Below are 23,393 nucleotides of genomic sequence, written 5' to 3'. Positions count from 1 at the left end.
CTAATTTACTTTCCTTTATAAAAAAGTCAATAAAATATTTTATACTAAGTTTAAAAGATATATACATATAAATAATACATAAGCTCATACCTACAAACATAAGTGTAAGTCTAAATATTATAACAATACACAACAATAATATATTACTTATAAAAACTAATAATTTCTTTTTTTGTAGAAGTTTTATAAATAAATCACCAATAAAAAAAGAAATTATTATAGAAAATATTATGTATAATTCACGAATGTATGCGGGTACTAAATAATATTTAAAAGACATTTCTGTATATCCAAAGGATAATATAACAATACCTGCAAAACATAAGAATTTAATTATATTGAAAACTATGTACCTTTTATTTGATCTCACAAAGATATCCCCCAATATATAACAAATTATAATTTATTATACATTATAAAGAATTATCATCAAAGCTAATTTTATTATATTAAAAGTAAAAAACTTTATTAACTACTTAGAAATTGTAGTATTTTTGTAGAGTACAATTTTAAGAACATCCTTTTTTATTCTATTTACTTTTATGTAAAAATGTGGTAAAATTATTAGACTATTTATTGAAAGGGAGGGAAATACCAACAACTTTTTAGAAGTTATTGATATATTGAGAGTTATGGGAAAATCAAAAACTAAATTATTATTATTATCCTTATATGACATGGTAGTTGATGGTGTATGGGGATCAGCTTCTAAATTAGCAGCCAAAAGTTTCCAAAAGAGGATACACTTATATGAAGACATACTTAGGTCTATTTAATGAGCTATCTAAAATGAATATATTAAAAAAATTTATTGAATTTGTTCTCTTCCCTTTTATTGGTGGGCTTATTCTTTCTATATTATTTCCTGAAATTCATATATTAAAAATAATAATAATTGTTGTAGGATTAGAATTATTAATTGAATTTAAAGTTAAGTCTACAATAAAAAATATAAAAAATGAGGAGTCTTAGCACTCCTGTAATAAATAAAAGTAACATAATTTAATTATGTTGCTTTTATTTTTGCATACTTATTTTCTTTGATTATTAAACTCTCTTATAAAATAAAAAATTGTATATATAGTACTACACAAAAATAGAATTGCTGATCCTCCATACATAATCTTAGTAAATATCATGTTTGATTGAATGCTTAAGCATCCTGTAACAATAGAAAATACTAAAGTGAGAAATACAAATTTTAATCCATTCTGTTTAAATTTATAAAATTCTTTTATTGTTTCCATAAAATATATCCTCCTAAGAATTAATATACATTAATTCTTTTTTCTTCACATTAAAAACTCCCACCTCTAATAATTTTTATAACTTACTTAAAATTAATTCTTGCTCTCCATTTATAGGAATATTATTAGAGCTTATTGGTACTTTATATTGAACAAGCCCAGCCCCTTGTAAAACTAATTTCATCTTAAATATGGAACCATCTATTTTAATATATAAGTAAAATGTCTCTTCTTTATTTACTAGTTCAATAGAAAATCCTAAATTAGTAAAGTAATCTTTGCAACATTCTATAACCTGCTCTTTGTTTGTTAAGTTATTCTTAGGATATATAACATATCTATTTTTAAGCATATCTTTTCTCCTATTCTAAATCTTAATTACTTCATATTGTATACTTGATATGTATGTTGAGCATTGCATCTATAAATTATCGTAAATTAAATAAAGAAACCATTATAAAAATTATAGTCAATATAACTTCTGTTTTACTAAGCTTTTTCTTTCCATAGTCTCTAATACACATGATTAGTGCAATAATTGAAACTATAATAAGTATAATTTTAAAAATCATATACCTCTCCCCTAACCATATTAACTTTTTTCTCTAAAAGCAATTAGTCCTATAATAATTATTATAAATGGTGAAAATACAAACGATAATGCAAAGTATTTGGGAGGAGCAAAATTCTTTAAAAGTGTGAATATTATCAAAAATATTGTTAATACAATACTCATTTTTTTATCCTTAATAGTAACTCCTCCCTTCTTTAATAAACTAATAGATTTACAAGCTAATATACTTCTAATTCCTTTATTATTATTTTTTACTTTTTAATATATAAACATATATTCTCTTTTATTATAGAAATACTATTATTTCTTAATTTTCTATTATTTATATTAACTTTATAATATAGGTTAAATATGTATATTTTTTAAATTTTTTATATATTTTAGGTCAACTTTTATTTTTTAGGCTTTATTATGCTAATTAAAAATATATAATTAGTATTTAGATACGAGGGGGAGTATTAATGAGTTATAAAAAGGAAAAAAGAATAAAAACACCTTGGCATTTATGGTTTGTTGCAATACTGTTTATTTTTATATATACAAATGGTGTTTATGATTATTTTATGATGTTAGGACATAATATGGACTACTATAATAGTAAAGGTTATGGAGATACTGTAGTGCAATATTTTACAAACTATCTAACTCCATTTTTAATTTTATATACTATGAATATATTCGCTGGTATTTTAGCACCAATACTACTTTTATTGAGGAAAAAGGTGGCTACTTACGTTGCATTAATATCTGCTGTCTCTGATACGTTATTACTTATACTTACATTTTTATTTCGCAACCGCTTAAATGTGTTAGGATTTAGTATTGCTCTTTTTGATATTGGAATTGCTTTAAGTACATTTGGATTATATTATTATTGTACTAAAATGAAGAAGAAAGAAATTTTGCGTTAAATCACAAATTATTTAAGTGACAATGTATAAATAATTACAACATAGACCTTATGCTCATTAGAATAAAAATAATATACTTTTATATAGAAAGGTAATAATCAAATGAATAAAAAATATTATGATTTAATAAACGAACTACAAAAAACATTAGATGATCCAAAAGTTAAAATCAATAAAGAATTAACTCATACTTTAACAGTATATAAAAATAAATTAGAAAATGGAGAAGAGTATAGGTTAGTTTGTACAAAATTGACAAATGATATCACCATATATGTACGAGCTAACCATTTTAAAGCTCCAGAATCAGTTTTAAACTTATATAATCATTTAGCAAATGTTGCATCTCAATACAGAGGATTCTCTTCATTTATTACATGGTTTTAAGTTTTCAAAATACAGATATATAACAATGAAAAAGTATTTTTCTTAATTTTAGGAGGCCCTATGAACACGATTAAAGCCAAAATTAAACATTTAAATAACTTTCAATATATTATAAGTTCTTCTTTAGTAGCTTTTATTTCAGTAATCCCTTTCGTACTATTAAAATCCTCTATAAATATCCATTCAGAACCTTCAACTTTAGAATACACATCAATACCATTCGTATTGATATTTAATATATTAATTGTTCCTATTATAGAAACTTTGTTAATAGTATTATTGATAAAAATTATTAATAAGCTTATTAGTAATAGACTTATTATTACTATAATAACAACAATAATTTTTAGTTTAGGTCATTATCAAAATATAATCTACATTTTTCAAATGATAATACCTGCTTTTATATTTGTATATTCATATGAGATTCGTACATACGATTATATTAAGCCTATATATTCCTCTATATTGATACATATGTTATTTAATGCTTATCCATTTATATTAATATTATTATCATTAATATTATTCTCAGCCTCTATAATTACTTATCATTATCTTGTTATTAAATAAAACACGACTTACCTTAAAAGCTAAGTCGTGCTTCATCATTATCTATCTACATCTAACATACATAATTTAGATAAAATCAAATACAATTTTTTATCTTTTTTGCATTAGAAGATATTATTATGAAACTTCTTGAAAAAAATAAAGTAATTGAATTTATATAATTTATTTAAGATAAAAAAAGGAGCTGAGCACTAATTATTTAGTGTGCCAGCCCCATTTAAGCTATAACTATATATAAACAATAATTTAAAACATACTCCTATTATTAAATAAACTATTTAATAATAAAGACTAGCTCTCTGAGTAAATCATTTATACATTAATGATTCATATAAAAAAAGATAAGTCTTTCTCTTGAAAAAAGCATAATAAAACATCATTAATGTCTGAAAAAAATCCTGTTAAATTAATCTCCACATCTAAGTATATAGCTTCATCAAGTAATATAAAAAATGTAGTAGTTTCAAATAGAACTGCTACATTTTTATACTACCTTGATTTCACTTCAAGATAATAACCTTTTTTTATTAAGCACTAGTTGGACGACCACCTAAATAACTTTCTGAATTCCAAGTTGAAATAAAGAATGGGAACGCACTTGGTCTTCCAAGAATATTTTTATATATCTATAGCCAACTCCAATAGCAGTTGTTATGTTATCCCAAGTACGACCTCCTCCGTTTATTTCTTCTAACTCTTTAAAATTTAAGTTATTCAAAAACATTCCTCTTATATTAATCTTAATATTAGATCTAATATCTGCAATAATAATTTTTTTGGGTTTTTACTTAAAGGTCCCTCATCAATATGACAAATGGTATCTTTTAATTTTAATAATTTTCTTTCAAAAGAATTTAACATGAAATCACTACCTTTATTTATGATGATCATACAATAATTTCTATATAAATTGTACCTTAATTGTAAAAGCTAAACACTTATTGTAAAAATTTATAAATTGTCTATTCTTCTTTTTAAACAAATATAAATACACTCCGTAAAAGCTTATTCTTTAATGGATTATTGCTCCACCACATCAAATATTTAAGAAATCAGCTATTAAAAGGTCCATAATCGATTTTGAGAGTTCTTATATAGTTCCTCCCTAACAATATTATTATTACTATCAATATCCCTATTGTCTTAATTACTTTTTCACCTGTCTGCCTAAACTTCCTTGCTATATATAATAAGCCTATCGCTAAATTTCTTTTAGTTAATATAATTCACATTATATTTAATGCTAGTGCAATATTATATGATTCACAATTATTTATCTTTTTATTTTTTATTGATACTACTAAATCAACTATACTTATTATTAAACTTATATTTTAATTTTTGATCCCTAATTTTTCTAATAAATAATACAACATTCTTTCTTTTCTTGTTATTATTCTCCCTTCACAAGTCATTCCTGACTTTATAAAGCTTTCTTCTCCATTATTGCTATATAAAACATTCTTATCTAAACTACCTTCAGCTGTATAGAAAGATATTCCCTTTTCACTATCAATCTTTGAATCTGGACTAATACTTTCTATCTTCCCATCTATAAATCCATATTCCTTATAAGATAACGCATCAAAACTATACTTTATATCTTCTCCATCTTTTATATTTGCAATTTTATTATTTGGTATTATTAAATCTACCTTATATTTATTTGCACCTGGTAATATATTTGCAACTATTGCACCAGTTTGGATCATTACTCCTGGTTGTAACTTCATATTTATATCTAACTTTCCACCAACGGAAGCTTTTACAGTGCAATCTTCTATATTTTTGTTTATATCTTTTATACTTGAATTTACTTCTTTTAACTTTTCTTTATCAGCAGTTATTTTTTCCTCAATCTGAGCTAAAACTGTTGTTTTACTTTTTTCTTTTACTATATCATTAGATTCATCTATTTTATCTAAATCATTATCTAAACTTTTAATATTTTTATTTATTTTATCTATAGATGCTTTTATTTGAACTTCTGTATCACTTTCTAATTTAGATAATTGATCTTCATTACCTTTAATTTCTCCTTCAGCTTGAGTAATCTGATCACTGGTTGCTTCACTTGAACTATTTTCCTGTAACTTTTTTTTCATTTTTTTTAGCTGATCAATTTTATTCTCTATAACCTTTCTTGAAGAAATATAACTGTTGTACTGATCACTATATAGAGAGTTACTTTCATTATAATTTTTCTGATCCTTAACTGATCTTAATAATGACTCTAAATTACTTTTCTCATTTTGAAGGTCTTTCTTAGATTCACTTATATTATCTTTATCACTTAATGGAACCTTATTTCCAGCCACATAACTTTTATATTTATAATAATATTCCTTTTCTTTTCTACTGTCTTCAAAATAGTTCGTATTATCATTTATACTCTTAGTTAACTTTTTTAAATTATCTATGTCTGTTTCAAAATAATCTTTATTATCTTCTAACTGCTTCTTTTTATCTTCTAAATCTTTAGAGTTTATTTTAAATAAAATATCTCCTTTAGAGACATTTTGTCCATTTTTCATATTAATTTCATTTACTTCGCCTGCTATAACATTAGATATTGCATACGTTTCATTATATGGTCTAACTATTCCAGTGGCTTTTACTACAATCTCCTTTTTACTAAACCAAGCCCATAATAAAAATATAACTATTAATGCAAGTACTATATAAATAAAAATACTTGTAAATTTATTTGGTTTAGACTCCATAACCTCTCTGCTATCACTTAAGTTTTCTATATTATCTATTTTAAACTTCAACTTTCACAACCTCCTTAACTTGAATTTCTTCAACTTTATTTATTTCTGGAAGTTGTTCTTTCCAAAGTTCATAATACCTACCCTTTTTCTCTAATAATTCATTATGTGAACCTTCTTCTTTTATCTCTCCTTTTTCTAAAATATAAATATTATCGCATCTCATAATTGTACTTAATCTGTGAGCAATTATTACAGTTGTCATTCCTTCACTAAATTCGTGAATGGTTTTTTCTATAGCCTTTTCTGTTATAGAATCAAGATTGCTTGTAGCTTCATCCATTATAAGAATTTCTGGTTTTCTAAGAATTGCCCTTGCTATCGATAATCTTTGTTTTTGTCCACCAGAAAAATTTGATCCATTTTCTTCAACTAATGTGTTATATCTTAATGGCAGTGAATTTATAAATTCGTGAATTTGTGCCTTTTTGCAAGCCTCTATAATTTCCTCATAAGTTAAATAAGGATTTCCAAGCATTAAATTTTCTATTATTGTTCCATTAAATAAAAAAGTTTCTTGTGATATGTACGCTATTTTATTTCTCAATGCTTCAACATTTATATCTAACAAATTATAACTATTTATTGTAATTTCACCTTTTTCGCATTGATAAAAATTAAGTAAGAGTTTTGCTAAAGTAGTCTTTCCTGAGCCACTTTCCCCTACTAAGGCTATTCTTTGTCCAGACTTTATATTCATATTTACATTCTTTAATACTAGACTTCTAGTTCCATATCTAAAATCTACATTTTCAAATTTTATATCTCCTTTTAATGAATCTGGATTTATTTTCTTATGTTCTTCTGCAGATTTTTCAAGCTCTAAATCCAATATTTCACTTAATCTTTCAGCAGCTACTACTGCTGTTTGTAATGTTGGCTGCAAATTAATTATATTTTCAATTGGTGTTAAAAAGTATGCTAGTAATGCATTGAAGGTTAAAAGTTCACCAAAAGATATTTTCCCATTTAATACTTGAATTGTACCAATCCATAGAATTGATATTGCAAAAATACCTTTTACTCCACTTTTTAGTGAAACCTGTATGTTATTTATTGTTCCATTTTTAAATATAGCTTTTATAAGTTTTATAAATCTTTTCTCTGTTTCTAGATTTACTTCTCTTTCTGAATTAAAAGCCTTTATAGTTTCAATTCCGTTTAATGATTCTACTAAGTAAGATGTTAACTTTGCATTACTCTCCATAGTTTCTCTGTTAACTTTTTCTATGTTATTTTTAAATATAAAAACTATTATTCCATATAAAATTAAAGGAATTATTGTAATTCCAAATAATAATGTACTTTGAGAATATAATATAAAACCGCCTATTAATACCATAAGTACATCTATCATCATAGTTAAAGTTACTCCAGATATTGCATCTCTTATTTTAGATGCATCATTAAATCTTGATATTATTTCACCAACTTCTCTTGTTCCAAAAAAGTTCATTGGAAGATTAACTACATGATCATAATATCCAAGCATTAGTGGTATATCTAGCCGTTGTCCCAAATGTATCAGAAGTTGAGTTCTAAATGCCTCTAAAATAACTTTGAATAAAGCTAAAACTATGAATCCAATTGAAAATATAGTTAAAGATTGTTTTAGATTATTAGGTACTATATCATCCAATAAAAACTTAAAATAGAATGATCCCAATATCCCAAATATAGTTATTAATATTGATGCTAAAAATATATTTACTAATAACCCTTTTTGAGGTTTTATTAAATCAAAAAACCTCGAAAATACACCTTTAACTTCATTTCCTTTTTTAAATTGTGAAGTTGGAGTCATAATTAAAAGAACGCCTGTCCAAATGCTAAAGAAATCATTTGGCTTATATTTAACAATTCCTTTAGCTGGATCTGCAACAATTATTTCTTTTTCGCTTATTTTATGTATAACTACATAATGTAGAAATTTCTTATCTATAACTACATGAGCTATAGCTGGTAGTGGTATTTCACCGAATATGTCTTGCGGCTTATTCGCTTTAACTCCTTTTGCCGAAAATCCTAATTTTTCAGCTGCTTGTATAATTCCTAAAGCACTAGTTCCCATTTTATCTGTCCCAGCAACTTCTCTTATCTTAGATATTGGATACTTTAGACCATATGTCTTACATATAGTGGATAAGCAAGCACATCCACAATCCTTAAAATCATGTTGCTTTATACAATAATATTTTTTTATCATGCTGTCCCCCAAAATAAAATTCATTAAATTTATAATATAGGTTAAATATGTATAATATTTGAAATTTTTATAAAATTTAATTCAATTTTACCATATTTTTTAGTAAATTTTATATAATTATACATGAATAGTATTACTAATATTTAATTTTTTGAACTATTTAGAAAATTATGGAGGTTGCTACTATGTTAAATGATTTAACCTTATCTCGTAAAAAAATTTTAAATTTACAAGTTGCATTGAGTATACTAATTTTATTTATAGGAGATTTATTATATAAATTAATATATGATATATCAATTTTTAAGGTAATTTTTCAATTTTTAAACTACAGTTTTTTCTTATTTCTTATATCTATTATTTTTTTAGGACTATTGCATGAATTTTTTCATTCAATTTCTTATATTTTATTTGGCAAAGTTAATTTTAAAGATATATCAATTGGTTTTGACTTTAAAACTTTATATTTTTATACAGATTGTACTAAATTTTTAACAGCCAACACATATATCTGGATATTATTATTTCCTATGCTTATATTAGGAATATTTCCCTACTTCATTGGCATCATTATTGAAAACGTTTATATAGCTACTTTAGGATTAGCTCTAATTGCATCTAGTAGTGCAGATATAATATATCTTATATCTCTTAAAAATATTCCATCTAATTCACTATTAAAAACATCAAAAGAATTTGATGGGTTCATAATAAAAATTTAAAGTTCTAACATTATTTTTTATTTGTTTTGTACATTGAAAATTTTTATTTATTAAAATTTTCAATGTTCATATAAATTTATACAATAGGAGGTATTTAAAAATGTATAGTTCTTTTTTAGACTTAAATGAATCATCACTAATTGATATTAATGGAGGGATAGGCGATCTTTCATATGATTTTGGTACGTGGATCGGTAAAATTTTCCATGGATCTCATGATGAAATGGTTAAAAGTGCTTCTCATATAATGGGTAATCATACAACTATAAGAAGATAGTATTTATAATTTAAGGAGGATATTTTATGAATTACGAAAATTTTAATCAATTGGATGAAACTACTTTATCTAATGCAAATGGTGGAAGTATAGCCGCAACAATAGTAACTATTGGTGGAGTAATCGTGGCTGTTAATGAAGTATATAAATTTGGTCAAGGGGTTGTAAATGGCTGGAATAACTACAAATAAGCACATTATATTATTATGATGTCCATTGTAATATCATAAACTAAGGAGGTTACTTTTATGAGCTACGAAAATTTTAATCAATTAAATGAAACTACTTTATCTGATATAAATGGTGGAAGTGTAGTAACAGTAATAGCAGTAGCTGGAGGCATAATTTGTGCTGCTAATGAAGTATATAAGTTCAGTCAAGGTGTCGTAAATGGTTGGAATAACTATAAATAAATATATTAAATTTATTTATAAAATAATAAACTAAATAAAAATATAGCTTAATTTAGAATGAGTTATTCAGAATTAAGCTATATTTTTTATTTATATACTAATAAAGTAAATTCCAAGTAATATTGCAATTTAGTTCTTTTCTTTGAATAGTATTAAGCCAGTTTTCAATAAAAACATTTCATTTACACTATAGATAAATAAACTTGTTCCTTTTAGCATAACTCTTCTTATCAGTGAGTTATTATTTCCATTACACCCTTCTAAAATTGTGCAGTTGTAGTCCAGTTGCAGTTATAATTAAAAGTACACTGTCCAAATAGCAAAGAAATCACTTGGCTTATATTTAACTATTCCCTTACCTTTATCTTCAGCAATTATTTCTTTTTCATTTATATTATGTATAATTACATAATATATAAATTTTTTATCTATAACTACATGAAATATAGCTGGTAGTAGTATTTCACCAAATATGTCTTGCGACTTATTCGCTTTAACTCCTTTTGCCGAAAATCCTAACTTTTCAGCTGGTTGTATAATACCTAAAGCACTAGTTACCATTTTATCTGTTCCAGCAACTTCTCTTATCTTAGATATTGGATATTTTAAACCATATGTCTTACATATACTTGCTAAGCAATCACATCCACAATCTTGATAATCATGTTGTTTTATACAATAATACTTTGTACCATAAATTATATTTATAAACTTTATTTGTATATTATATATAACAAAGTATTTATATGTATATTATGTAAATACTTTGTATATTTTAGTTCAACTTTTACAATTTAATTAAATTCTTTTGTATAATCTATTTGTAATTATTTTATATAAGAGAAAATAATTACAATATATAATAAAATTTATAAGGAGGTTATAATAATGCAAGATTTAAATGAAAATTTTGAAAATCTTAATGAAGAATCATTAGAATTAGTCAATGGCGGTGGATCTGATAGTATTTGGTATTGGATTGGAAGTAAATTAGGTAAAGCTGCTTATGATACAAGAAATGATGTTTTTTGGGATTAATATTTAAGGGGGAAATTTTTTATGAATAAATTAAATTTAGAAGAATTAGAATCTATAAATGGTGGAATAAGTGGAAAAAATATTTGGAACGGAATTAAGTGGCTAGGAGCTCATCTTCAAGATGTTTCTGATTTTGGACATGGTTTTGTTGATGGCATAGAGTCAGCAGCTTCAAAATAACTATAAATTATAAATGACTATAAATTCCAAAGAACTTTTAATGTTCTTTGGAATTTATAGTCAAATACTATTAAAAAGGGGATAAAATGGACATAATAAAAAAACTAGATAAATTTTTTTTGAATTTAAAAATACATAACTTTATAATAATAACTATATTATTAGGTATATTAAATTTTCTCTTTAGTCTATTACCAAACTTACTCTTTGAAAATGCATATGTAAATAACTTTAATTCCCCAACCTCTATAATATCAAATTCTATCTTCTTACAAATATATATCATTTCTATTGGTCCTTTTCTTGAAACATTTATTTTCCAATTCTCAATTGTAAAAATATGCAAAAATTTATTTAAAAATTATATAGTTGGATTCATATTATCTGTATTAATATTTTCATTTTTTCATAATTATTCATTAAAATATATATTTTCAGTATTACCTGATGCTATATTTTTTGCATATATATTTATATTATATGATAAATATAAAAAAAATCCATTAATAAGATTAACATTTATACATTCTATATTCAATTTAATTCCTTTGCTAGTAATTAAATTTATAATGTAAAAACTTAATTTAAATAAAAAGAAAGTGATTAATATATTTTTTTATATTATTCTCATAAGTCGTATATAATAAGCCTTAAAACATTTAAGCCACACTCTTAATAAAATTAAGTGTGTGGCTTATAAATAAATTATATTCTTAATATTTTTCCATTACAGAATTCAATTTATTTAGTGCTACAGCCTAAATTTAAGCTATGACTATCTATAAATACCAATTTAAAACATAGCCTTATTATTAAAATAAATTGACCTAAATAAATTTATTTTAATAAAGAGCTAGTCTAAAGACTAGCCCTCTGAGTAAATTTATTTGAGAAAATATTACTTGTTATAAAAAAGTTTATTTATCTGTAAGAGATTTTATACTATTACTTATAATTTACTACACTATTTCTATATCAGTAGTTTCTTTAGTAATTATTTCAGCATCTAACTTTTGAACTAGAGCACCACCTGATGTTTCAAAAACACCCTTTGAAATAATTAAATCCATTAGGTCATTAACAGCTGTATTATCTAAACTTTCCTTTACATCCTTAACTGTAATGTTAACCTTCTTTTCTAATTCATTCTTAAAACTCATGACTAATGACTTTTGTATCATATTCCTTCTCCCCCTAATCTTTTAATATTTTAATTTTAATCTAGCCTCTATCCTTAAAAGACTTAACATAATTTCTATAAAAGTAAACTATATTAAATTCTAAGGATAGAATCAAAATAACTTTAATTATTCTGATAATAGACTTGCTTCTTCTCTTTCTACAGATACTGCTGGATAGTTTACAACTTCTGATAAAGCTACTCCAACTGCATGTAGATCCTCATCTTTTGCATTTAAGTTTATATCCTTAAATCTTTGATATTTAATTATGTCCTTACCCTTATCGTCCTTTCCTTTGTTGTAGGTAATTTTTAAAACTACCTCGTCGATTGTTTTTGTTATCATACTTATCACTCCCTTCACTTTACATATATGCACTAGCCCAAAAAAACTAAAAAAAGATCTACTATTTTTTAAAATTTAAAAATAGCAGATCTAAAATCTAATAAATATAATTGTTATTTCATTTCACCCATAATCCATAACTTTATAATCTTTTCATCTCTAAATACCTTATTTCTTTTTTCTCTAAATAATATACCCTTATTACTTAGTTCTCTTATAAGTTTCATCATAAATACTCTCCTCCTCATATTATTCTCTTAGACTTTTATAAACCATAACAAATACAATCCATATATTGTATTTAATTGCATTATATCACTAACCTATATAAATTAAACCCTCTTCTCTTATGTTTCCTTACTTTAAGAAATTATTTTTTAATCCTCATGTCTTTTCTATTTTCTACCCTATACTTCAACCTTTTATAACATACTTTACTAATCTATACTTTCTATATACTCTATGCTTTGCTACACTATATTCTCTATTCTTTGATAACTCTCTAAATATCTAAACTTTAATATTCCTGTCCTTCCATTTCTCTGCTTTGAAATAATCCACTCCATAATGTCCTTCTCATCACTACTTTTCTCATAATAAGCATCTCTATAAACAAATATTACAAGGTCTGCATCTTGCTCTATATTCCCACTTTCTCTAAGGTCTGAAAGCCTTGGCCTTCTACAAGATCTTTGCTCTACTGCTCTGGATAATTGGCATAAAAGTATAACATTAATATCAAGCTCCTTTGCAAGAATTTTAAGTGCTCTAGTTACATCCCCTATAGCTTGTGTTCTATTTTCTGTCCTTCCCATATCCATAAGCCCTAAGTGATCTATTATAATTGCATCTAAACCTTCTGCCATCTTTAGTGCTGTTGATTTAGCTCTTATATTTAATATATCTTGTCCACTTGTACAATCTGTAAATATCTTGCCTCTCTTTGATACCTTATTAAATACTTCAGTTATCTTAAAAAACTCATCATCGCTTAAAACAGCCTTTTTAATCTTATCAGCTTTAATATTAGCCTTTGCCGCAAGTCTCCTTGTTCCAATACTCTCCTCATTCATCTCCATCTCAAAAATGCCAACAGTATTCCCATTATCAGCTAACCCTTCTGCAATACTAAGTGCCATTGCTGTCTTTCCCATAGAAGGTCTGCCACCAATTATAGTAAGCTCTCCCTTTTGAAGACCATTTACTGCATTATCAAACTTTATAAAGCCTGTCTTCATTCCTGCTATTCCACCACCATTTGCATATCGCTCTTCCATATGATCTAGTGTTATACTAAATAGCTGATTTTCATTAAGCATACTTCTCTTACTAGTATAATTCTCCATAAGCTCTACCTCTATCTTACTTGTAATATTTCTTAAATTTGAGGTTTCATCTTGCAGCTCTCTAATTCCATTATGCAAGCACTTTATAAGCCTTCTCCTATAGCTTTTGTCCTTTAATATTCCTATATAAGAATCAATATTTATAACTGTTCCAGTTGCCATAAGTTCAGTTAAGTAGCTCACTCCACCAAACTTTTCAAGCTCTTTCCTTGAAATCTCCTCGATTAAAGTTATAAGGGATATATCCTTCCCCTCCCCATAAAGAGTGATTATTGCCCTATATATTCTCTTGTGCTTATTTAAGTAAAAATCCTCTTCTTTTAGACTTTCAATGCATTTTGGTATAATGCTATTTTTATAAATCATAGCTCCTAAAACTTCTACCTCTGCCTCAATATTTTTTATCTCCATACCCTAATTTACCCCTTTTCTTTTAAATCCTAAAATAAAATCATAGAGACTAAAACTAATTGCTTTAAAACTAAAATAAAATTTTAAACTCTAAAAATAATTTCTTTGCCTCTTAAAGCAAAGCCCTCAAACTCTAAACCCACTTACCTTAAGCCTTAAAGTAAAACTCTTAGATCCTAAAGTAGATACCTCAACCCCTAAAACTACTTACTTCAAGACTTAAGTAAAACTCTTAAACTCCAAAACCAATTACTCAACCCCTTAAGTAATAACTAACTCCCTTAAATCATAACCTCTCCCATAAGCCCTAAATTATGGTGCTAAATCACTAAATATCAAAATCAAATTCACTATACATGTCCTTAAATATCTCATCTGGTGCACTTACCCTTGAATATACTTTCTCATTGAGATATTCCTCAAATTTACTCTCCCTAAAGAGAGTTGATGGTCTTAAATAAGCCTCATACTTAGTGCCTTTCCATGACTTTTTCTTATTCTCAATAACTTTTTTAAAATCATCTACAGTGTACCCCTCCGCAAGCCTTCCCTCTATTAACCTAACTATAGTCTTTGTTGTGCTTTTATAATTTGTATCTAACTTTTCATTTAGAAAATCTATAATCTCCTTGCAAATCTTTTTTGTATATATTTTTTTATTATCTTTTTCTTTAGTATCTATAGCATTAGTATTCTTTGGTACTGATTTTTCATCGTCTCCTTCTGCGTCAAATTCGGACCCCCCACCTAAATTTTTATCGTCTCCTTTTGGGCGCAAAGAATCCTTGTCATTTTTAAAGAATAAATTTTCATACTCACTTCCTATAGCATAAAGTGTGTATGTGCCTCCTTCTTTCATTAATCTATAATCTAAAAGCTTATTTTCAACTAATTTCTTTACTCTTCTCATAATCATATCTTTGCTCTTTATATTAAGTAATGGAAGCTGCTCTATAATGTAGCTTGTCTTTATCCAATAAAAGTCACGTCCATCAATTTTTTTCTTAAATATTGATTTACTTATTATAAAAGTACAAATAAACCTAAGTATTATTAGATCCTTTAAATCTAACCCAAATTCTACTGCCTTTTCTTGTGAATATCCAATTAATATGTTTTGCATAGTGCTTTAACCCCTTTCTTTTTCTTATCTTATTTTGTATATATGCAGTAGATTAAATTTACTAGAAAAATTTTTTAAAGTTTTTAAATAAAATTTTTAGAAAGCATAGGCATTCTCCAGGAAAAATTTGTTATAATTTAAAATGAAGTGATTTTAAAACAATCTATATTTAATGAGGAGAGTGGTTACATATGAAAAATTATATAGTTGGAATCATTGTGGGCTTATTAGGTGGCATGGTAAACATATTATTTTTATTGTTTGCACCTGATATTGATATATCAGTTTATGTCTCAACATTTATTACTTGGACAATTATTGGTTTATTAATTTCAAGTAGTAATTTCAAATTAAATGGATTTTTAAAAGGTTCATTAATTTCTGTAATGCTTTCTCTACCATCTATTGTTTATACAATTAGTTTTTCTGTGTTTGGAGCTATTTGGACTTTAATAAATGCAATTATTGTTGGTGCAATTATGGGATTTGTTATAGAAAATGTACCAAAAAAATTTAATCAAAATAACCGTAATATGTAAGCTTTACATTATATACACTAAGTAGCAATTTCACTTTACGATAATATTAATATGTAACAAGATACTAATGCTAAAAATATTAAGGGGGTATATTATGCTAACAATTAGTAGAAACAATTTATTTAGGGATGAATTAAGAGGTTATAAAGTCATAATAGATGGAAATTATTGTGGCAGTATTAAGTGTGGTGAAACGAAATATATTGATATTGATCCTGGGAATCACACAATATATTTAACAATAGATTGGTGTAGGAGTAATAAAGTAGACTTTGATATTTCAGAGAATGAGACAATAAAATTTAAATGTGGTAACTCTATGAAAGGATGGAGAATTCTATTTGCTATTATTTATACAACCTTTCTAAAAAATAAGTATTTATGGATTAATAAAGCATAATCTTAGAATTATAAGAATTAAATAAGAAAATGAATAGATAAAAAGGACTTAAGATAACTTTGTTTAATAACAATTTTTATCTTAAATCCTCTCATTTGAATAATATGCTTGATATTATATACTAATCTTTTATTATGAAGTCTTTATTTCTTTTGGTATTCTATTTTATCTTCCATAATATTTCCACTGCCCTCTATATTAATAACTTTTCCATTATCATCTAAAGTTCCGTAATTGAATATATATGATTCCCCTGTAAATTCTATGCCCTTTTTACTAGATAATCTTAATGTTACCCATTTATAATTTGAATCCTCTACAGTATCTTTATAAAACTTTATTAAATTCGCATCTGTAAATTTTGATTTATCCTTTATAGTTACTTCTGCATATGTACCTATTTTATTAGTTTTCTTTTCATCCATTACAGGTTTCTCCGTAACTTGTCCAAAGATTTCTGTCTCTTCTATTTGCTTTACAACATCTTTAGTCTCATTAGATAAATTCTTATTATCATCATCAGTAGTAGTCTTATCTACTACCTCTAAATCATCTTCTATGTTTATTTGTGATATTACATCTTTATTTGTGCTGATTTCTTCATCAGATTTTTTACTAGTAGTATTATTAGTTTTCGTAAATTCAACAATTTCGTTCCTTGATGTGCATGCCACAGCTGCCCCTATAGCTACTACAGCGGCTAAACACATTATTAACTTTTTCCCCCTCATTATGTTCCTCCAATTTTCGCTCTTTTGTTTTAATATATATTTAACATATTATTCAAATTCATTATAAGTTTATAATATTTCTAAGTTTTTTTCAACTGTATTAAAATTTTATACATAATTTTAACATATATATTTTTTTGATAATAGTTTATTTAATACTATATTAAATTGATATTATTTAAATTTTGGGGTTATTATTTTTAAAATCTCCTCATCCATTTTACACTTAGTGTATTAATTGTAATTTTATTCATTTTAAAATACAAATGCCTATATTTATTACCATAAAGAGTTTAATTTGGGATTTTATTAACAATTTCCTGATTTATTCTTTAGTATTACCACTTTTCTTTTAATAGGTTTGTTTTACTACCCTCTCCTTTATTATTCACCATATATTTAAATGAATTCAACTTATGTATAGCACTAAAATCTATTATATATGCTCCCCCTATCCTTATATTTATTGATATAAAAAATACAAGTTGCATTTGATATTATTGATAAAAGGTGCTTAAGTTCTATTAAGCACCTTTTGTCAATTTATATTTTACTTATAATTTTTTTACTAATACATATCATCTTAAATATAAAATTAACACTATGCAGTAACAGGGGAACTAGTATTATAAAGTATATTTCTATGGATTCAAGTGATATTAATATTCCTATAGTAATGCTTAATGTACATGAAAGTAATGAAAATAATAAATTATATAGATAGAAAGTCTTTTTATCTATAATTTCATAATTATCTAAATTAAAATAAATAGGCACTGACTTCTTATTTTTACTACATATTATTGAATAGATTAAATATATTATAGTTAAAAATATATTTGCTACACCTACCATTATGCTCATAATAAATCCTCCCCATCACATTGTATCAACTTTTAATTTTCATTATTACATACTAATTAAGAAGATTACCTTCTCTACTTTCTAAATCTATTCTTGATTTTCATCATCATGTGCTATTTTAATAGTCCTAATATTAATATTTTTTATACTTTCACTAATATATTCTAATAGAATTTTAAGCAGTTCGTTTTTTTCTAAAACTCTCAAATAAAATATTAACTCCTAATAATGCGGCTGAAGTTATCAGCGTTGCATTTAAAAATCTCACAGCTCCATAAGATTGTATACTCATTATTTCAGTATAGTTTTCCGGTCTTATTATAAATACAAATGAAGTTATACTATAAATAAATAAAAGTATCCAAAATACATGTAATTTTTTTCTTCCTTTAGTTAAATTATTTTTAGTTAACTTATAAGTACAATATGCTATAACAATTATAGCTAAAATAATTCTACCTATATCCAAATTTAAACACCTCCTTTATATATAAATATCTGCTCCACCTTTAGCTTTTTTCTAATGTTATTTAAATTTATTTTTATGTAGTATATATTAAAATCTTTAGTATTCTTTATTAAAGTAATTGATTATTCATTTTTAAATTTAATATTATTCTTAATTAACTTTACAGATGAAATTATAAAAATAATAACACCTACACAAGATAACATGTTAATTAGTACTAATGCTATATCACCTAAATAAGGTATGCCAATAAGATTTAAAAACATTAAAGCATTTTGAAATACAGTAGTTTGTAACAATACAAGCATGAAAGCCCCTAAAGCAGAATAAAGTAATTTAATATCTTTACTATTCATAAAAATATCCCTTCTATTTTTAAAACTCTCTATTTGAATATAAGATTTTCTCTATAAAACATTTAATTTATGAAATTCTTATCTTTATAGTATAATAATATTATATACAAATTTAACCTTTTTTACTATATTATCCAATAAAAATATATTATAATATACTTATACCTAGATACTTTCAAAATCTAATTAAAACATTCTACAAAAATAGGGACTTAGATTTCTACTCATTAGATAATCTAAATCCCTATTTTTCATATGTGGACTAACATTTATTTTAAATGTTAACTAGTATTTCTTTTTAATATTAAACATCTATTTTTTTCTTTTAAATAATTTAAATGCAGCTACTCCTGCAATTAATGCACCTAAACCTAAAGCTACGTTCTTTTTATAATCTACTTTTGATTTCTTAACTGGAAGTGATTCATATATTACTACATTACTATCTCCTGAATCATTATAGCTTTTATAAAGATTTTTAAGTATTATGTATTTTTCTCTTGAAAAGTTACTCATTAATTGAGTTGTACATCTATCTATGTAATTTCCTAAGCTTTCATTTTCTTTTCTTACAACTCTTTTTCCATTGTCCATTTCAAATATATCATTTAAGCTAGCCTCTTCTTCAAGTCTCTTGACTACGGCTTCATTTTCATTCCATAATAATGCATTTATTAATTGTTCTTTTAACATATATAATCACCTCTCTAGTTATCCTTCGTTTTCTTTAAATTAATTATAATTCTTTTACAATTATAATTCTTCTACAAACTGATTAAAATTAATTACAAATAGGTTAAAATTCTGCATACATAATTTTTGAGTGCAGAATTTTTTAAAAATAAATACTAACTATCCTTCTCTATATTTTGGATTTATATCTGCAATGAACTTTCTGCTACTTAATGCTAAGTACCAAAATCCTATTACTGAAAATACTATTCCTAATATACTTCCAAGAAGACCTACTCCAAAGTTACTAAATATTTTATATAAAACTATTATTGCTATAACCCATTTTATAAAGTGGATATGCACTTATAACATACATTATAACTAATAAGATAAAGCTGACTCCTAAAATGCTTGTAGAATAAACCATATTATAATCAAAATTTTCTATAATATTAATTTCTCCCCTCTTTTGTATACTATTAGTTTCTTACTAATATTAGTTTTTATTCATGTGGTTTTGCCCATATTAGTATTCATTTATTCTAATATTTACTGATACTTCTATTTATTTAATATATATGTTATATTAAAATTCTTATTTTTTCATAAATCAAAAATGAACAATTTGTATCTTTTGATAGCATAATACAAATTGCCCACTACTTCTGTTATTTTATAATTTTATTTACCCTATATTTTATATTTAAATTCTGAATAATAATAGTCTCTATTAGACAATAATGCTTATATGTGTATACATACTTAAACACCTTTTATAATATAAATATTCTAAAGGGAATTTTATGTATTATTTCCAATAAAACCTTGAAAATAAATAATTACCACTATATAATAAGTTATATAATAACCTATTGTGTAATATATCACGATATAAAAAGGAGATATTATTATGAGTGAAGGATTTTTTGCTAAACTTCTGAAAAAAGGGTTTGATGTTGAATTAGATGAAAAGCCAAGTGATAGAGAAGAATTTTTCATTGAAATCGAAAAGTACTGTGCTAAAGAATATTTTAAATTTGAATTTATTCAAAGAACAAAACCTGCAATAATATCTATAAATGATGTCACTTATAAATGCGAACTTGTTCAAAAAGGACGATCAGGTTGGTTTCTTGACTTTAAAGAAATATAATTTAAATAATTAGTAAGTTCCTAAGACAAGGCGGTTATAAAAAGTTTGCCTTGTTTTAATTTTAAGCTATATTAATGTATTTATCATATACAATACACTAATGCTTTCTACAATAAATGATTACATATAAATTACACTTAAATATTCTATATAGTGAGGTATACCAATGAATTTAGATAATTATAAATATGTTAATACTATAGAAATTACTGGAGATATAGTAGTTGATGTAACTAACTTTCTTCTAGAAAACAATAAACAAAAAACTTTAGAACATGTTATTAATGTTGCTAGTACAAATAGTAAAATAGCAGAAAAGTACGGATTGGATAAAAATATATGTGCTATATGCGGCTATTTACATGATATAAGTGCAGTAATCAAACCTAATGATATGCTAACTTATATGATGGAAAACAATTTATTTATTGATGAATCAGAAAGAAAATATCCTTTTATCTTACATCAAAGAATTTCAAAATTACTAGCAAAGAATTTTTTCAATATAGAAAATGAAACTATATTATCTGCTATCGAGTGTCATACAACTTTAAAAACCAATCCATCACAATATGATATGGCTCTTTTTATTGCTGATAAACTTTCATGGGATCAAGGAGGGACACCCCCATTTTATGATGTAGTAATCAAAGATCTATCCATTTCCTTAGAAAAAGCATGTCTATCTTATATAAATTATATTATAGATAATGGTATGATTTTATATCCTCATTCATGGATAATAGAGAGTAAAAAATATTTAGAAGAATTGTTGTGTATAAAACAAAATTAACTAATTTAATTTGAAAAGGAAGTGACTTATGAAGAAAAAAAGTTTTATATTAATATTAACTTGTATATTAATACTTTTACTTATGGATAATATCTACAGACCTTATATTTATAGTAGGGGAATATTTGATTTTTTTATTGCTGATTCTTTCCCTAGCTTAATGGGACCTATAATTCTGTCAGCTTATACAGCATGTACAGATACATCTATTTATAAAAATAAAATAGATGAAATATTATTTATAATTACACCATCTCTTGGACTTATAATTGCTGAATTCATAGCCCCAATTATTTCTAAACATGCAACATTTGATATTATGGATATAGTTTATACGGCAATTGGTGGGGTAATAGTTTATTTTGTTAAGAAAAATTTATACGATAAGTGGTATAATACTATAAAACTAGCACATACTATATAGATTAAGTTTTGTCTGGAGGGATTTTATGGTATTCAATTATAAATTAGGGATAACAGAGATAAATAACAATAGAATAAATATAAACTATAGAGAAGCTGTTCGCGGTATCATATTTAGAGATGATAAGTTTCTTATGGTCCATTCTAATAATGGTGATTATAAATTTCCAGGTGGTGGAGCTATTATAGATGAAGTACATGAAGACACATTAAAAAGAGAAGTTAAAGAAGAAACTGGATATATAGTCACTAAAGTAAAAGATAATATAGGATTAATTATAGAAAGACATCCAGATCATTTTAAAATAGGTGATATATTTGAAATGGTTTCATCCTACTATTTATGTGAAGTATCCCATGAAAAAACTTCTCAAAAGTTAGACCTTTATGAAAAGGAGCTTGGTTTTAATCCAGTTTGGGTTACATTAGATGAAGCTATCTCTACAAACGAAAATATTTTAAATTCTACTAGTAAAACTATAAGTCCTTGGGTTTATAGAGAAACTTTAGCCTTAAAAGCCATTAAAGATAACTTTGATTTAATAAAAAATGCTAAAGTCTCTTAAAGATTATTAGATATAGAATAATTTTAAAAGCCATAAACATAATTTCAAAAGATATAATATTGTTCTTTGAACTTAACAAATAAAAAATTATAAATAAAGAGGTAGTTAAAATTTTTAACTACCTCTTCTTATATTCAATTAATAATTTATTCTAAATTTGATTAATAGTTCACTCTAGATTTGATTACTAAGTCATTCTAAATCTAATTAATAGTTCACTCTAAATCTGTGGTAATACTATTACTGTACACTTTGACTTTTTAAGGACTTTAGAAGTTACTGAACCAATAAACGGCACAAATTTCTTTTTAGTATTCTTCGCCATAATTATACTATCAACATTAAGATCAATTGCGTAATCAACTATAACCTTATCTGCATATCCAAATTGAAATTCCTTAGTGCAGTGAAAATCTTTTAAAATTTCATAAGCTCTTTGTAATACTCTCCCACCATGTTCTTTTTCTGAACCTATTAAGTGTGATACAACAATACCATGAGCATAAACTATTTCCCCTACATTTAGTAATATAACCTCTGTTTCTTGTGGCTTAAAGTTCTCCTTTAGGAAGTTTACTGCAATTAAATCTCTATCACTTCCATCAAGTGGTAGTAATACTTTTTTCTTCACATAAATCACCTTCCTTTTATATATAATTCTATATTTACTTACTATTTCCTTCTAAAATTTATAAAATATTCTTTTTAAAATTGGCTCT

Annotated in this window: 34 protein-coding genes and 1 pseudogene; 17 read left to right on the top strand and 18 right to left on the bottom strand. The window is 25.0% G+C overall.

What is annotated here, in order from left to right; all coding sequences use genetic code 11:
* Positions 1-750 precede the first annotated feature (750 nt).
* Entirely contained in the window at positions 751-972 is a 222-nt protein-coding gene (locus tag JOC62_RS01215; RefSeq protein WP_204593333.1) for a hypothetical protein, read from the top strand.
* A 59-nt stretch (positions 973-1,031) separates the two neighbouring features.
* Here JOC62_RS01215 and JOC62_RS01210 read toward each other — a convergent pair whose 3' ends face one another.
* From JOC62_RS01210 to JOC62_RS01200, 3 genes are all read right to left on the bottom strand, one after another.
* Positions 1,032-1,247, bottom strand: a complete 216-nt coding sequence (locus JOC62_RS01210; RefSeq protein ID WP_204593332.1) for a hypothetical protein — start codon at positions 1,245-1,247, stop codon at positions 1,032-1,034.
* A 76-nt stretch (positions 1,248-1,323) separates the two neighbouring features.
* A complete protein-coding gene (locus JOC62_RS01205) occupies positions 1,324-1,599 on the bottom strand; it encodes a hypothetical protein (RefSeq protein ID WP_204593331.1) in 276 nt (91 codons plus the stop codon).
* Positions 1,600-1,675: 76 nt separating this feature from the next.
* Complete coding sequence (locus JOC62_RS01200; protein ID WP_204593330.1) at positions 1,676-1,819, bottom strand: hypothetical protein; 144 nt, start codon at positions 1,817-1,819, stop codon at positions 1,676-1,678.
* A 463-nt stretch (positions 1,820-2,282) separates the two neighbouring features.
* Between JOC62_RS01200 and JOC62_RS01195 the strand changes: the two genes are divergently transcribed.
* The 3 genes from JOC62_RS01195 (at position 2,283) to JOC62_RS19450 (ending at position 3,692) form a co-directional block, all read left to right on the top strand.
* On the top strand, positions 2,283-2,732 hold the full coding sequence (locus tag JOC62_RS01195) for a hypothetical protein (RefSeq protein ID WP_204593329.1): 450 nt from the start codon (positions 2,283-2,285) through the stop codon (positions 2,730-2,732).
* Between the two features lie 102 nt (positions 2,733-2,834).
* Entirely contained in the window at positions 2,835-3,119 is a 285-nt protein-coding gene (locus JOC62_RS01190) for a bacteriocin immunity protein (protein WP_204593328.1), read from the top strand.
* A 225-nt stretch (positions 3,120-3,344) separates the two neighbouring features.
* A complete protein-coding gene (locus tag JOC62_RS19450) occupies positions 3,345-3,692 on the top strand; it encodes a CPBP family glutamic-type intramembrane protease (RefSeq protein ID WP_423882969.1) in 348 nt (115 codons plus the stop codon).
* A gap of 550 nt (positions 3,693-4,242) precedes the next feature.
* On the opposite strand, the gene JOC62_RS01180 is transcribed toward JOC62_RS19450, so the two are convergent.
* From JOC62_RS01180 to JOC62_RS01170, 3 genes are all read right to left on the bottom strand, one after another.
* Positions 4,243-4,410: a hypothetical protein gene (locus JOC62_RS01180; protein WP_204593326.1), complete on the bottom strand. Its 168-nt coding sequence runs from the start codon at positions 4,408-4,410 to the stop codon at positions 4,243-4,245.
* 616 nt (positions 4,411-5,026) lie between these two features.
* A complete protein-coding gene (locus JOC62_RS01175) occupies positions 5,027-6,466 on the bottom strand; it encodes a beta-barrel domain-containing protein (RefSeq protein ID WP_204593325.1) in 1,440 nt (479 codons plus the stop codon).
* Entirely contained in the window at positions 6,456-8,669 is a 2,214-nt protein-coding gene (locus JOC62_RS01170) for a peptidase domain-containing ABC transporter (protein WP_204593324.1), read from the bottom strand. Before JOC62_RS01170 ends, JOC62_RS01175 begins: the two co-directional genes overlap by 11 nt.
* A 185-nt stretch (positions 8,670-8,854) precedes the next feature.
* On the opposite strand from JOC62_RS01170, the gene JOC62_RS01165 reads away from it, so the two are divergent.
* From JOC62_RS01165 to JOC62_RS01150, 4 genes are all read left to right on the top strand, one after another.
* Entirely contained in the window at positions 8,855-9,391 is a 537-nt protein-coding gene (locus JOC62_RS01165; protein WP_204593323.1) for a DUF3267 domain-containing protein, read from the top strand.
* Positions 9,392-9,491: 100 nt separating this feature from the next.
* Positions 9,492-9,668 carry a hypothetical protein gene (locus JOC62_RS01160; RefSeq protein WP_204593322.1) on the top strand — a complete coding sequence of 59 codons (177 nt, stop codon included), beginning with the start codon at positions 9,492-9,494 and terminating at the stop codon, positions 9,666-9,668.
* Between the two features lie 26 nt (positions 9,669-9,694).
* Positions 9,695-9,859, top strand: coding sequence for a hypothetical protein (locus tag JOC62_RS01155; protein WP_204593321.1), 165 nt, complete (start codon positions 9,695-9,697; stop codon positions 9,857-9,859).
* A gap of 57 nt (positions 9,860-9,916) precedes the next feature.
* On the top strand, positions 9,917-10,081 hold the full coding sequence (locus tag JOC62_RS01150; RefSeq protein WP_204593320.1) for a hypothetical protein: 165 nt from the start codon (positions 9,917-9,919) through the stop codon (positions 10,079-10,081).
* Between the two features lie 283 nt (positions 10,082-10,364).
* On the opposite strand, the pseudogene JOC62_RS01145 reads toward JOC62_RS01150, so the two are convergent.
* A pseudogene (locus JOC62_RS01145) lies at positions 10,365-10,783 on the bottom strand (cysteine peptidase family C39 domain-containing protein); the annotation flags it as partial.
* Positions 10,784-10,969: 186 nt separating this feature from the next.
* On the opposite strand from JOC62_RS01145, the gene JOC62_RS01140 reads away from it, so the two are divergent.
* The 3 genes from JOC62_RS01140 (at position 10,970) to JOC62_RS19445 (ending at position 11,874) form a co-directional block, all read left to right on the top strand.
* The gene (locus JOC62_RS01140) at positions 10,970-11,119 is read left to right on the top strand and encodes a hypothetical protein (RefSeq protein WP_204593319.1); all 150 of its coding nucleotides are present in this window, start codon (positions 10,970-10,972) and stop codon (positions 11,117-11,119) included.
* Positions 11,120-11,140: 21 nt separating this feature from the next.
* Entirely contained in the window at positions 11,141-11,299 is a 159-nt protein-coding gene (locus JOC62_RS01135) for a hypothetical protein (protein ID WP_204593318.1), read from the top strand.
* Positions 11,300-11,385: 86 nt separating this feature from the next.
* The gene (locus JOC62_RS19445; RefSeq protein ID WP_204593317.1) at positions 11,386-11,874 is read left to right on the top strand and encodes a CPBP family glutamic-type intramembrane protease; all 489 of its coding nucleotides are present in this window, start codon (positions 11,386-11,388) and stop codon (positions 11,872-11,874) included.
* 384 nt (positions 11,875-12,258) lie between these two features.
* Here JOC62_RS19445 and JOC62_RS01125 read toward each other — a convergent pair whose 3' ends face one another.
* The 4 genes from JOC62_RS01125 to JOC62_RS01110 all read right to left on the bottom strand — a co-directional run bounded on the left by JOC62_RS01125 (position 12,259) and on the right by JOC62_RS01110 (position 15,705).
* Positions 12,259-12,480: a DUF2922 domain-containing protein gene (locus JOC62_RS01125; protein WP_204593316.1), complete on the bottom strand. Its 222-nt coding sequence runs from the start codon at positions 12,478-12,480 to the stop codon at positions 12,259-12,261.
* Positions 12,481-12,606: 126 nt separating this feature from the next.
* On the bottom strand, positions 12,607-12,825 hold the full coding sequence (locus JOC62_RS01120) for a DUF1659 domain-containing protein (protein ID WP_204593315.1): 219 nt from the start codon (positions 12,823-12,825) through the stop codon (positions 12,607-12,609).
* Positions 12,826-13,295: 470 nt separating this feature from the next.
* On the bottom strand, positions 13,296-14,582 hold the full coding sequence (dnaB, locus tag JOC62_RS01115; protein WP_204593314.1) for a replicative DNA helicase: 1,287 nt from the start codon (positions 14,580-14,582) through the stop codon (positions 13,296-13,298).
* 328 nt (positions 14,583-14,910) lie between these two features.
* Positions 14,911-15,705, bottom strand: coding sequence for a conserved phage C-terminal domain-containing protein (locus JOC62_RS01110; RefSeq protein WP_204593313.1), 795 nt, complete (start codon positions 15,703-15,705; stop codon positions 14,911-14,913).
* A 191-nt stretch (positions 15,706-15,896) separates the two neighbouring features.
* Here JOC62_RS01110 and JOC62_RS01105 point away from each other — a divergent pair, with 191 nt between their 5' ends.
* A complete protein-coding gene (locus JOC62_RS01105; protein WP_204593312.1) occupies positions 15,897-16,244 on the top strand; it encodes a hypothetical protein in 348 nt (115 codons plus the stop codon).
* 94 nt (positions 16,245-16,338) lie between these two features.
* Positions 16,339-16,644, top strand: a complete 306-nt coding sequence (locus JOC62_RS01100; RefSeq protein WP_204593311.1) for a hypothetical protein — start codon at positions 16,339-16,341, stop codon at positions 16,642-16,644.
* Positions 16,645-16,787: 143 nt separating this feature from the next.
* Here JOC62_RS01100 and JOC62_RS01095 read toward each other — a convergent pair whose 3' ends face one another.
* The 6 genes from JOC62_RS01095 to JOC62_RS01070 all read right to left on the bottom strand — a co-directional run bounded on the left by JOC62_RS01095 (position 16,788) and on the right by JOC62_RS01070 (position 20,102).
* Positions 16,788-17,375: a hypothetical protein gene (locus JOC62_RS01095; protein ID WP_204593310.1), complete on the bottom strand. Its 588-nt coding sequence runs from the start codon at positions 17,373-17,375 to the stop codon at positions 16,788-16,790.
* A 543-nt stretch (positions 17,376-17,918) separates the two neighbouring features.
* Complete coding sequence (locus JOC62_RS01090; protein WP_204593309.1) at positions 17,919-18,239, bottom strand: hypothetical protein; 321 nt, start codon at positions 18,237-18,239, stop codon at positions 17,919-17,921.
* Between the two features lie 175 nt (positions 18,240-18,414).
* The gene (locus JOC62_RS01085) at positions 18,415-18,708 is read right to left on the bottom strand and encodes a hypothetical protein (protein ID WP_204593308.1); all 294 of its coding nucleotides are present in this window, start codon (positions 18,706-18,708) and stop codon (positions 18,415-18,417) included.
* A 122-nt stretch (positions 18,709-18,830) separates the two neighbouring features.
* Positions 18,831-19,064, bottom strand: coding sequence for a hypothetical protein (locus JOC62_RS01080; protein ID WP_204593307.1), 234 nt, complete (start codon positions 19,062-19,064; stop codon positions 18,831-18,833).
* 312 nt (positions 19,065-19,376) lie between these two features.
* Entirely contained in the window at positions 19,377-19,757 is a 381-nt protein-coding gene (locus JOC62_RS01075; protein WP_204593306.1) for a hypothetical protein, read from the bottom strand.
* A 159-nt stretch (positions 19,758-19,916) separates the two neighbouring features.
* The gene (locus tag JOC62_RS01070; RefSeq protein ID WP_204593305.1) at positions 19,917-20,102 is read right to left on the bottom strand and encodes a hypothetical protein; all 186 of its coding nucleotides are present in this window, start codon (positions 20,100-20,102) and stop codon (positions 19,917-19,919) included.
* 547 nt (positions 20,103-20,649) lie between these two features.
* Here JOC62_RS01070 and JOC62_RS01065 point away from each other — a divergent pair.
* From JOC62_RS01065 to JOC62_RS01050, 4 genes are all read left to right on the top strand, one after another.
* Positions 20,650-20,892 carry a DUF4318 domain-containing protein gene (locus JOC62_RS01065; protein ID WP_204593304.1) on the top strand — a complete coding sequence of 81 codons (243 nt, stop codon included), beginning with the start codon at positions 20,650-20,652 and terminating at the stop codon, positions 20,890-20,892.
* Between the two features lie 166 nt (positions 20,893-21,058).
* On the top strand, positions 21,059-21,685 hold the full coding sequence (locus JOC62_RS01060; RefSeq protein WP_204593303.1) for an HD domain-containing protein: 627 nt from the start codon (positions 21,059-21,061) through the stop codon (positions 21,683-21,685).
* 28 nt (positions 21,686-21,713) lie between these two features.
* Positions 21,714-22,109 carry a hypothetical protein gene (locus JOC62_RS01055; protein WP_204593302.1) on the top strand — a complete coding sequence of 132 codons (396 nt, stop codon included), beginning with the start codon at positions 21,714-21,716 and terminating at the stop codon, positions 22,107-22,109.
* A 25-nt stretch (positions 22,110-22,134) separates the two neighbouring features.
* Complete coding sequence (locus tag JOC62_RS01050; RefSeq protein ID WP_204593301.1) at positions 22,135-22,674, top strand: NUDIX domain-containing protein; 540 nt, start codon at positions 22,135-22,137, stop codon at positions 22,672-22,674.
* A 220-nt stretch (positions 22,675-22,894) separates the two neighbouring features.
* On the opposite strand, the gene JOC62_RS01045 is transcribed toward JOC62_RS01050, so the two are convergent.
* Positions 22,895-23,305 (bottom strand): universal stress protein, encoded by a 411-nt coding sequence (locus JOC62_RS01045; RefSeq protein WP_204593300.1) that lies wholly within the window; start codon positions 23,303-23,305, stop codon positions 22,895-22,897.
* Between the last annotated feature and the right edge of the window lie 88 nt (positions 23,306-23,393).

The sequence above is a fragment of the Clostridium sardiniense genome (genome assembly GCF_016907995.1).
In the GTDB taxonomy this organism is placed as follows: domain Bacteria; phylum Bacillota; class Clostridia; order Clostridiales; family Clostridiaceae; genus Clostridium; species Clostridium sardiniense.
This window is presented reverse-complemented; position numbering and strand designations above follow the sequence as displayed.

What these genes read in the sequence shown, in the direction of transcription:
- JOC62_RS01215 (WP_204593333.1), top strand. Translation starts at nt 751, where the DNA reads ATGAAGACATACTTAGGTCTATTTAATGAGCTATCTAAAATGAATATA.
- JOC62_RS01210 (WP_204593332.1), bottom strand. Translation starts at nt 1,247, where the DNA reads ATGGAAACAATAAAAGAATTTTATAAATTTAAACAGAATGGATTAAAA.
- JOC62_RS01205 (WP_204593331.1), bottom strand. Translation starts at nt 1,599, where the DNA reads ATGCTTAAAAATAGATATGTTATATATCCTAAGAATAACTTAACAAAC.
- JOC62_RS01200 (WP_204593330.1), bottom strand. Translation starts at nt 1,819, where the DNA reads ATGATTTTTAAAATTATACTTATTATAGTTTCAATTATTGCACTAATC.
- JOC62_RS01195 (WP_204593329.1), top strand. Translation starts at nt 2,283, where the DNA reads ATGAGTTATAAAAAGGAAAAAAGAATAAAAACACCTTGGCATTTATGG.
- JOC62_RS01190 (WP_204593328.1), top strand. Translation starts at nt 2,835, where the DNA reads ATGAATAAAAAATATTATGATTTAATAAACGAACTACAAAAAACATTA.
- JOC62_RS01170 (WP_204593324.1), bottom strand. Translation starts at nt 8,669, where the DNA reads ATGATAAAAAAATATTATTGTATAAAGCAACATGATTTTAAGGATTGT.
- JOC62_RS01165 (WP_204593323.1), top strand. Translation starts at nt 8,855, where the DNA reads ATGTTAAATGATTTAACCTTATCTCGTAAAAAAATTTTAAATTTACAA.
- JOC62_RS01160 (WP_204593322.1), top strand. Translation starts at nt 9,492, where the DNA reads ATGTATAGTTCTTTTTTAGACTTAAATGAATCATCACTAATTGATATT.
- JOC62_RS01155 (WP_204593321.1), top strand. Translation starts at nt 9,695, where the DNA reads ATGAATTACGAAAATTTTAATCAATTGGATGAAACTACTTTATCTAAT.
- JOC62_RS01150 (WP_204593320.1), top strand. Translation starts at nt 9,917, where the DNA reads ATGAGCTACGAAAATTTTAATCAATTAAATGAAACTACTTTATCTGAT.
- JOC62_RS01140 (WP_204593319.1), top strand. Translation starts at nt 10,970, where the DNA reads ATGCAAGATTTAAATGAAAATTTTGAAAATCTTAATGAAGAATCATTA.
- JOC62_RS01135 (WP_204593318.1), top strand. Translation starts at nt 11,141, where the DNA reads ATGAATAAATTAAATTTAGAAGAATTAGAATCTATAAATGGTGGAATA.
- JOC62_RS19445 (WP_204593317.1), top strand. Translation starts at nt 11,386, where the DNA reads ATGGACATAATAAAAAAACTAGATAAATTTTTTTTGAATTTAAAAATA.
- JOC62_RS01125 (WP_204593316.1), bottom strand. Translation starts at nt 12,480, where the DNA reads ATGATACAAAAGTCATTAGTCATGAGTTTTAAGAATGAATTAGAAAAG.
- JOC62_RS01120 (WP_204593315.1), bottom strand. Translation starts at nt 12,825, where the DNA reads ATGATAACAAAAACAATCGACGAGGTAGTTTTAAAAATTACCTACAAC.
- dnaB (WP_204593314.1), bottom strand. Translation starts at nt 14,582, where the DNA reads ATGGAGATAAAAAATATTGAGGCAGAGGTAGAAGTTTTAGGAGCTATG.
- JOC62_RS01110 (WP_204593313.1), bottom strand. Translation starts at nt 15,705, where the DNA reads ATGCAAAACATATTAATTGGATATTCACAAGAAAAGGCAGTAGAATTT.
- JOC62_RS01105 (WP_204593312.1), top strand. Translation starts at nt 15,897, where the DNA reads ATGAAAAATTATATAGTTGGAATCATTGTGGGCTTATTAGGTGGCATG.
- JOC62_RS01100 (WP_204593311.1), top strand. Translation starts at nt 16,339, where the DNA reads ATGCTAACAATTAGTAGAAACAATTTATTTAGGGATGAATTAAGAGGT.
- JOC62_RS01095 (WP_204593310.1), bottom strand. Translation starts at nt 17,375, where the DNA reads ATGAGGGGGAAAAAGTTAATAATGTGTTTAGCCGCTGTAGTAGCTATA.
- JOC62_RS01090 (WP_204593309.1), bottom strand. Translation starts at nt 18,239, where the DNA reads ATGAGCATAATGGTAGGTGTAGCAAATATATTTTTAACTATAATATAT.
- JOC62_RS01080 (WP_204593307.1), bottom strand. Translation starts at nt 19,064, where the DNA reads ATGAATAGTAAAGATATTAAATTACTTTATTCTGCTTTAGGGGCTTTC.
- JOC62_RS01075 (WP_204593306.1), bottom strand. Translation starts at nt 19,757, where the DNA reads ATGTTAAAAGAACAATTAATAAATGCATTATTATGGAATGAAAATGAA.
- JOC62_RS01065 (WP_204593304.1), top strand. Translation starts at nt 20,650, where the DNA reads ATGAGTGAAGGATTTTTTGCTAAACTTCTGAAAAAAGGGTTTGATGTT.
- JOC62_RS01060 (WP_204593303.1), top strand. Translation starts at nt 21,059, where the DNA reads ATGAATTTAGATAATTATAAATATGTTAATACTATAGAAATTACTGGA.
- JOC62_RS01055 (WP_204593302.1), top strand. Translation starts at nt 21,714, where the DNA reads ATGAAGAAAAAAAGTTTTATATTAATATTAACTTGTATATTAATACTT.
- JOC62_RS01050 (WP_204593301.1), top strand. Translation starts at nt 22,135, where the DNA reads ATGGTATTCAATTATAAATTAGGGATAACAGAGATAAATAACAATAGA.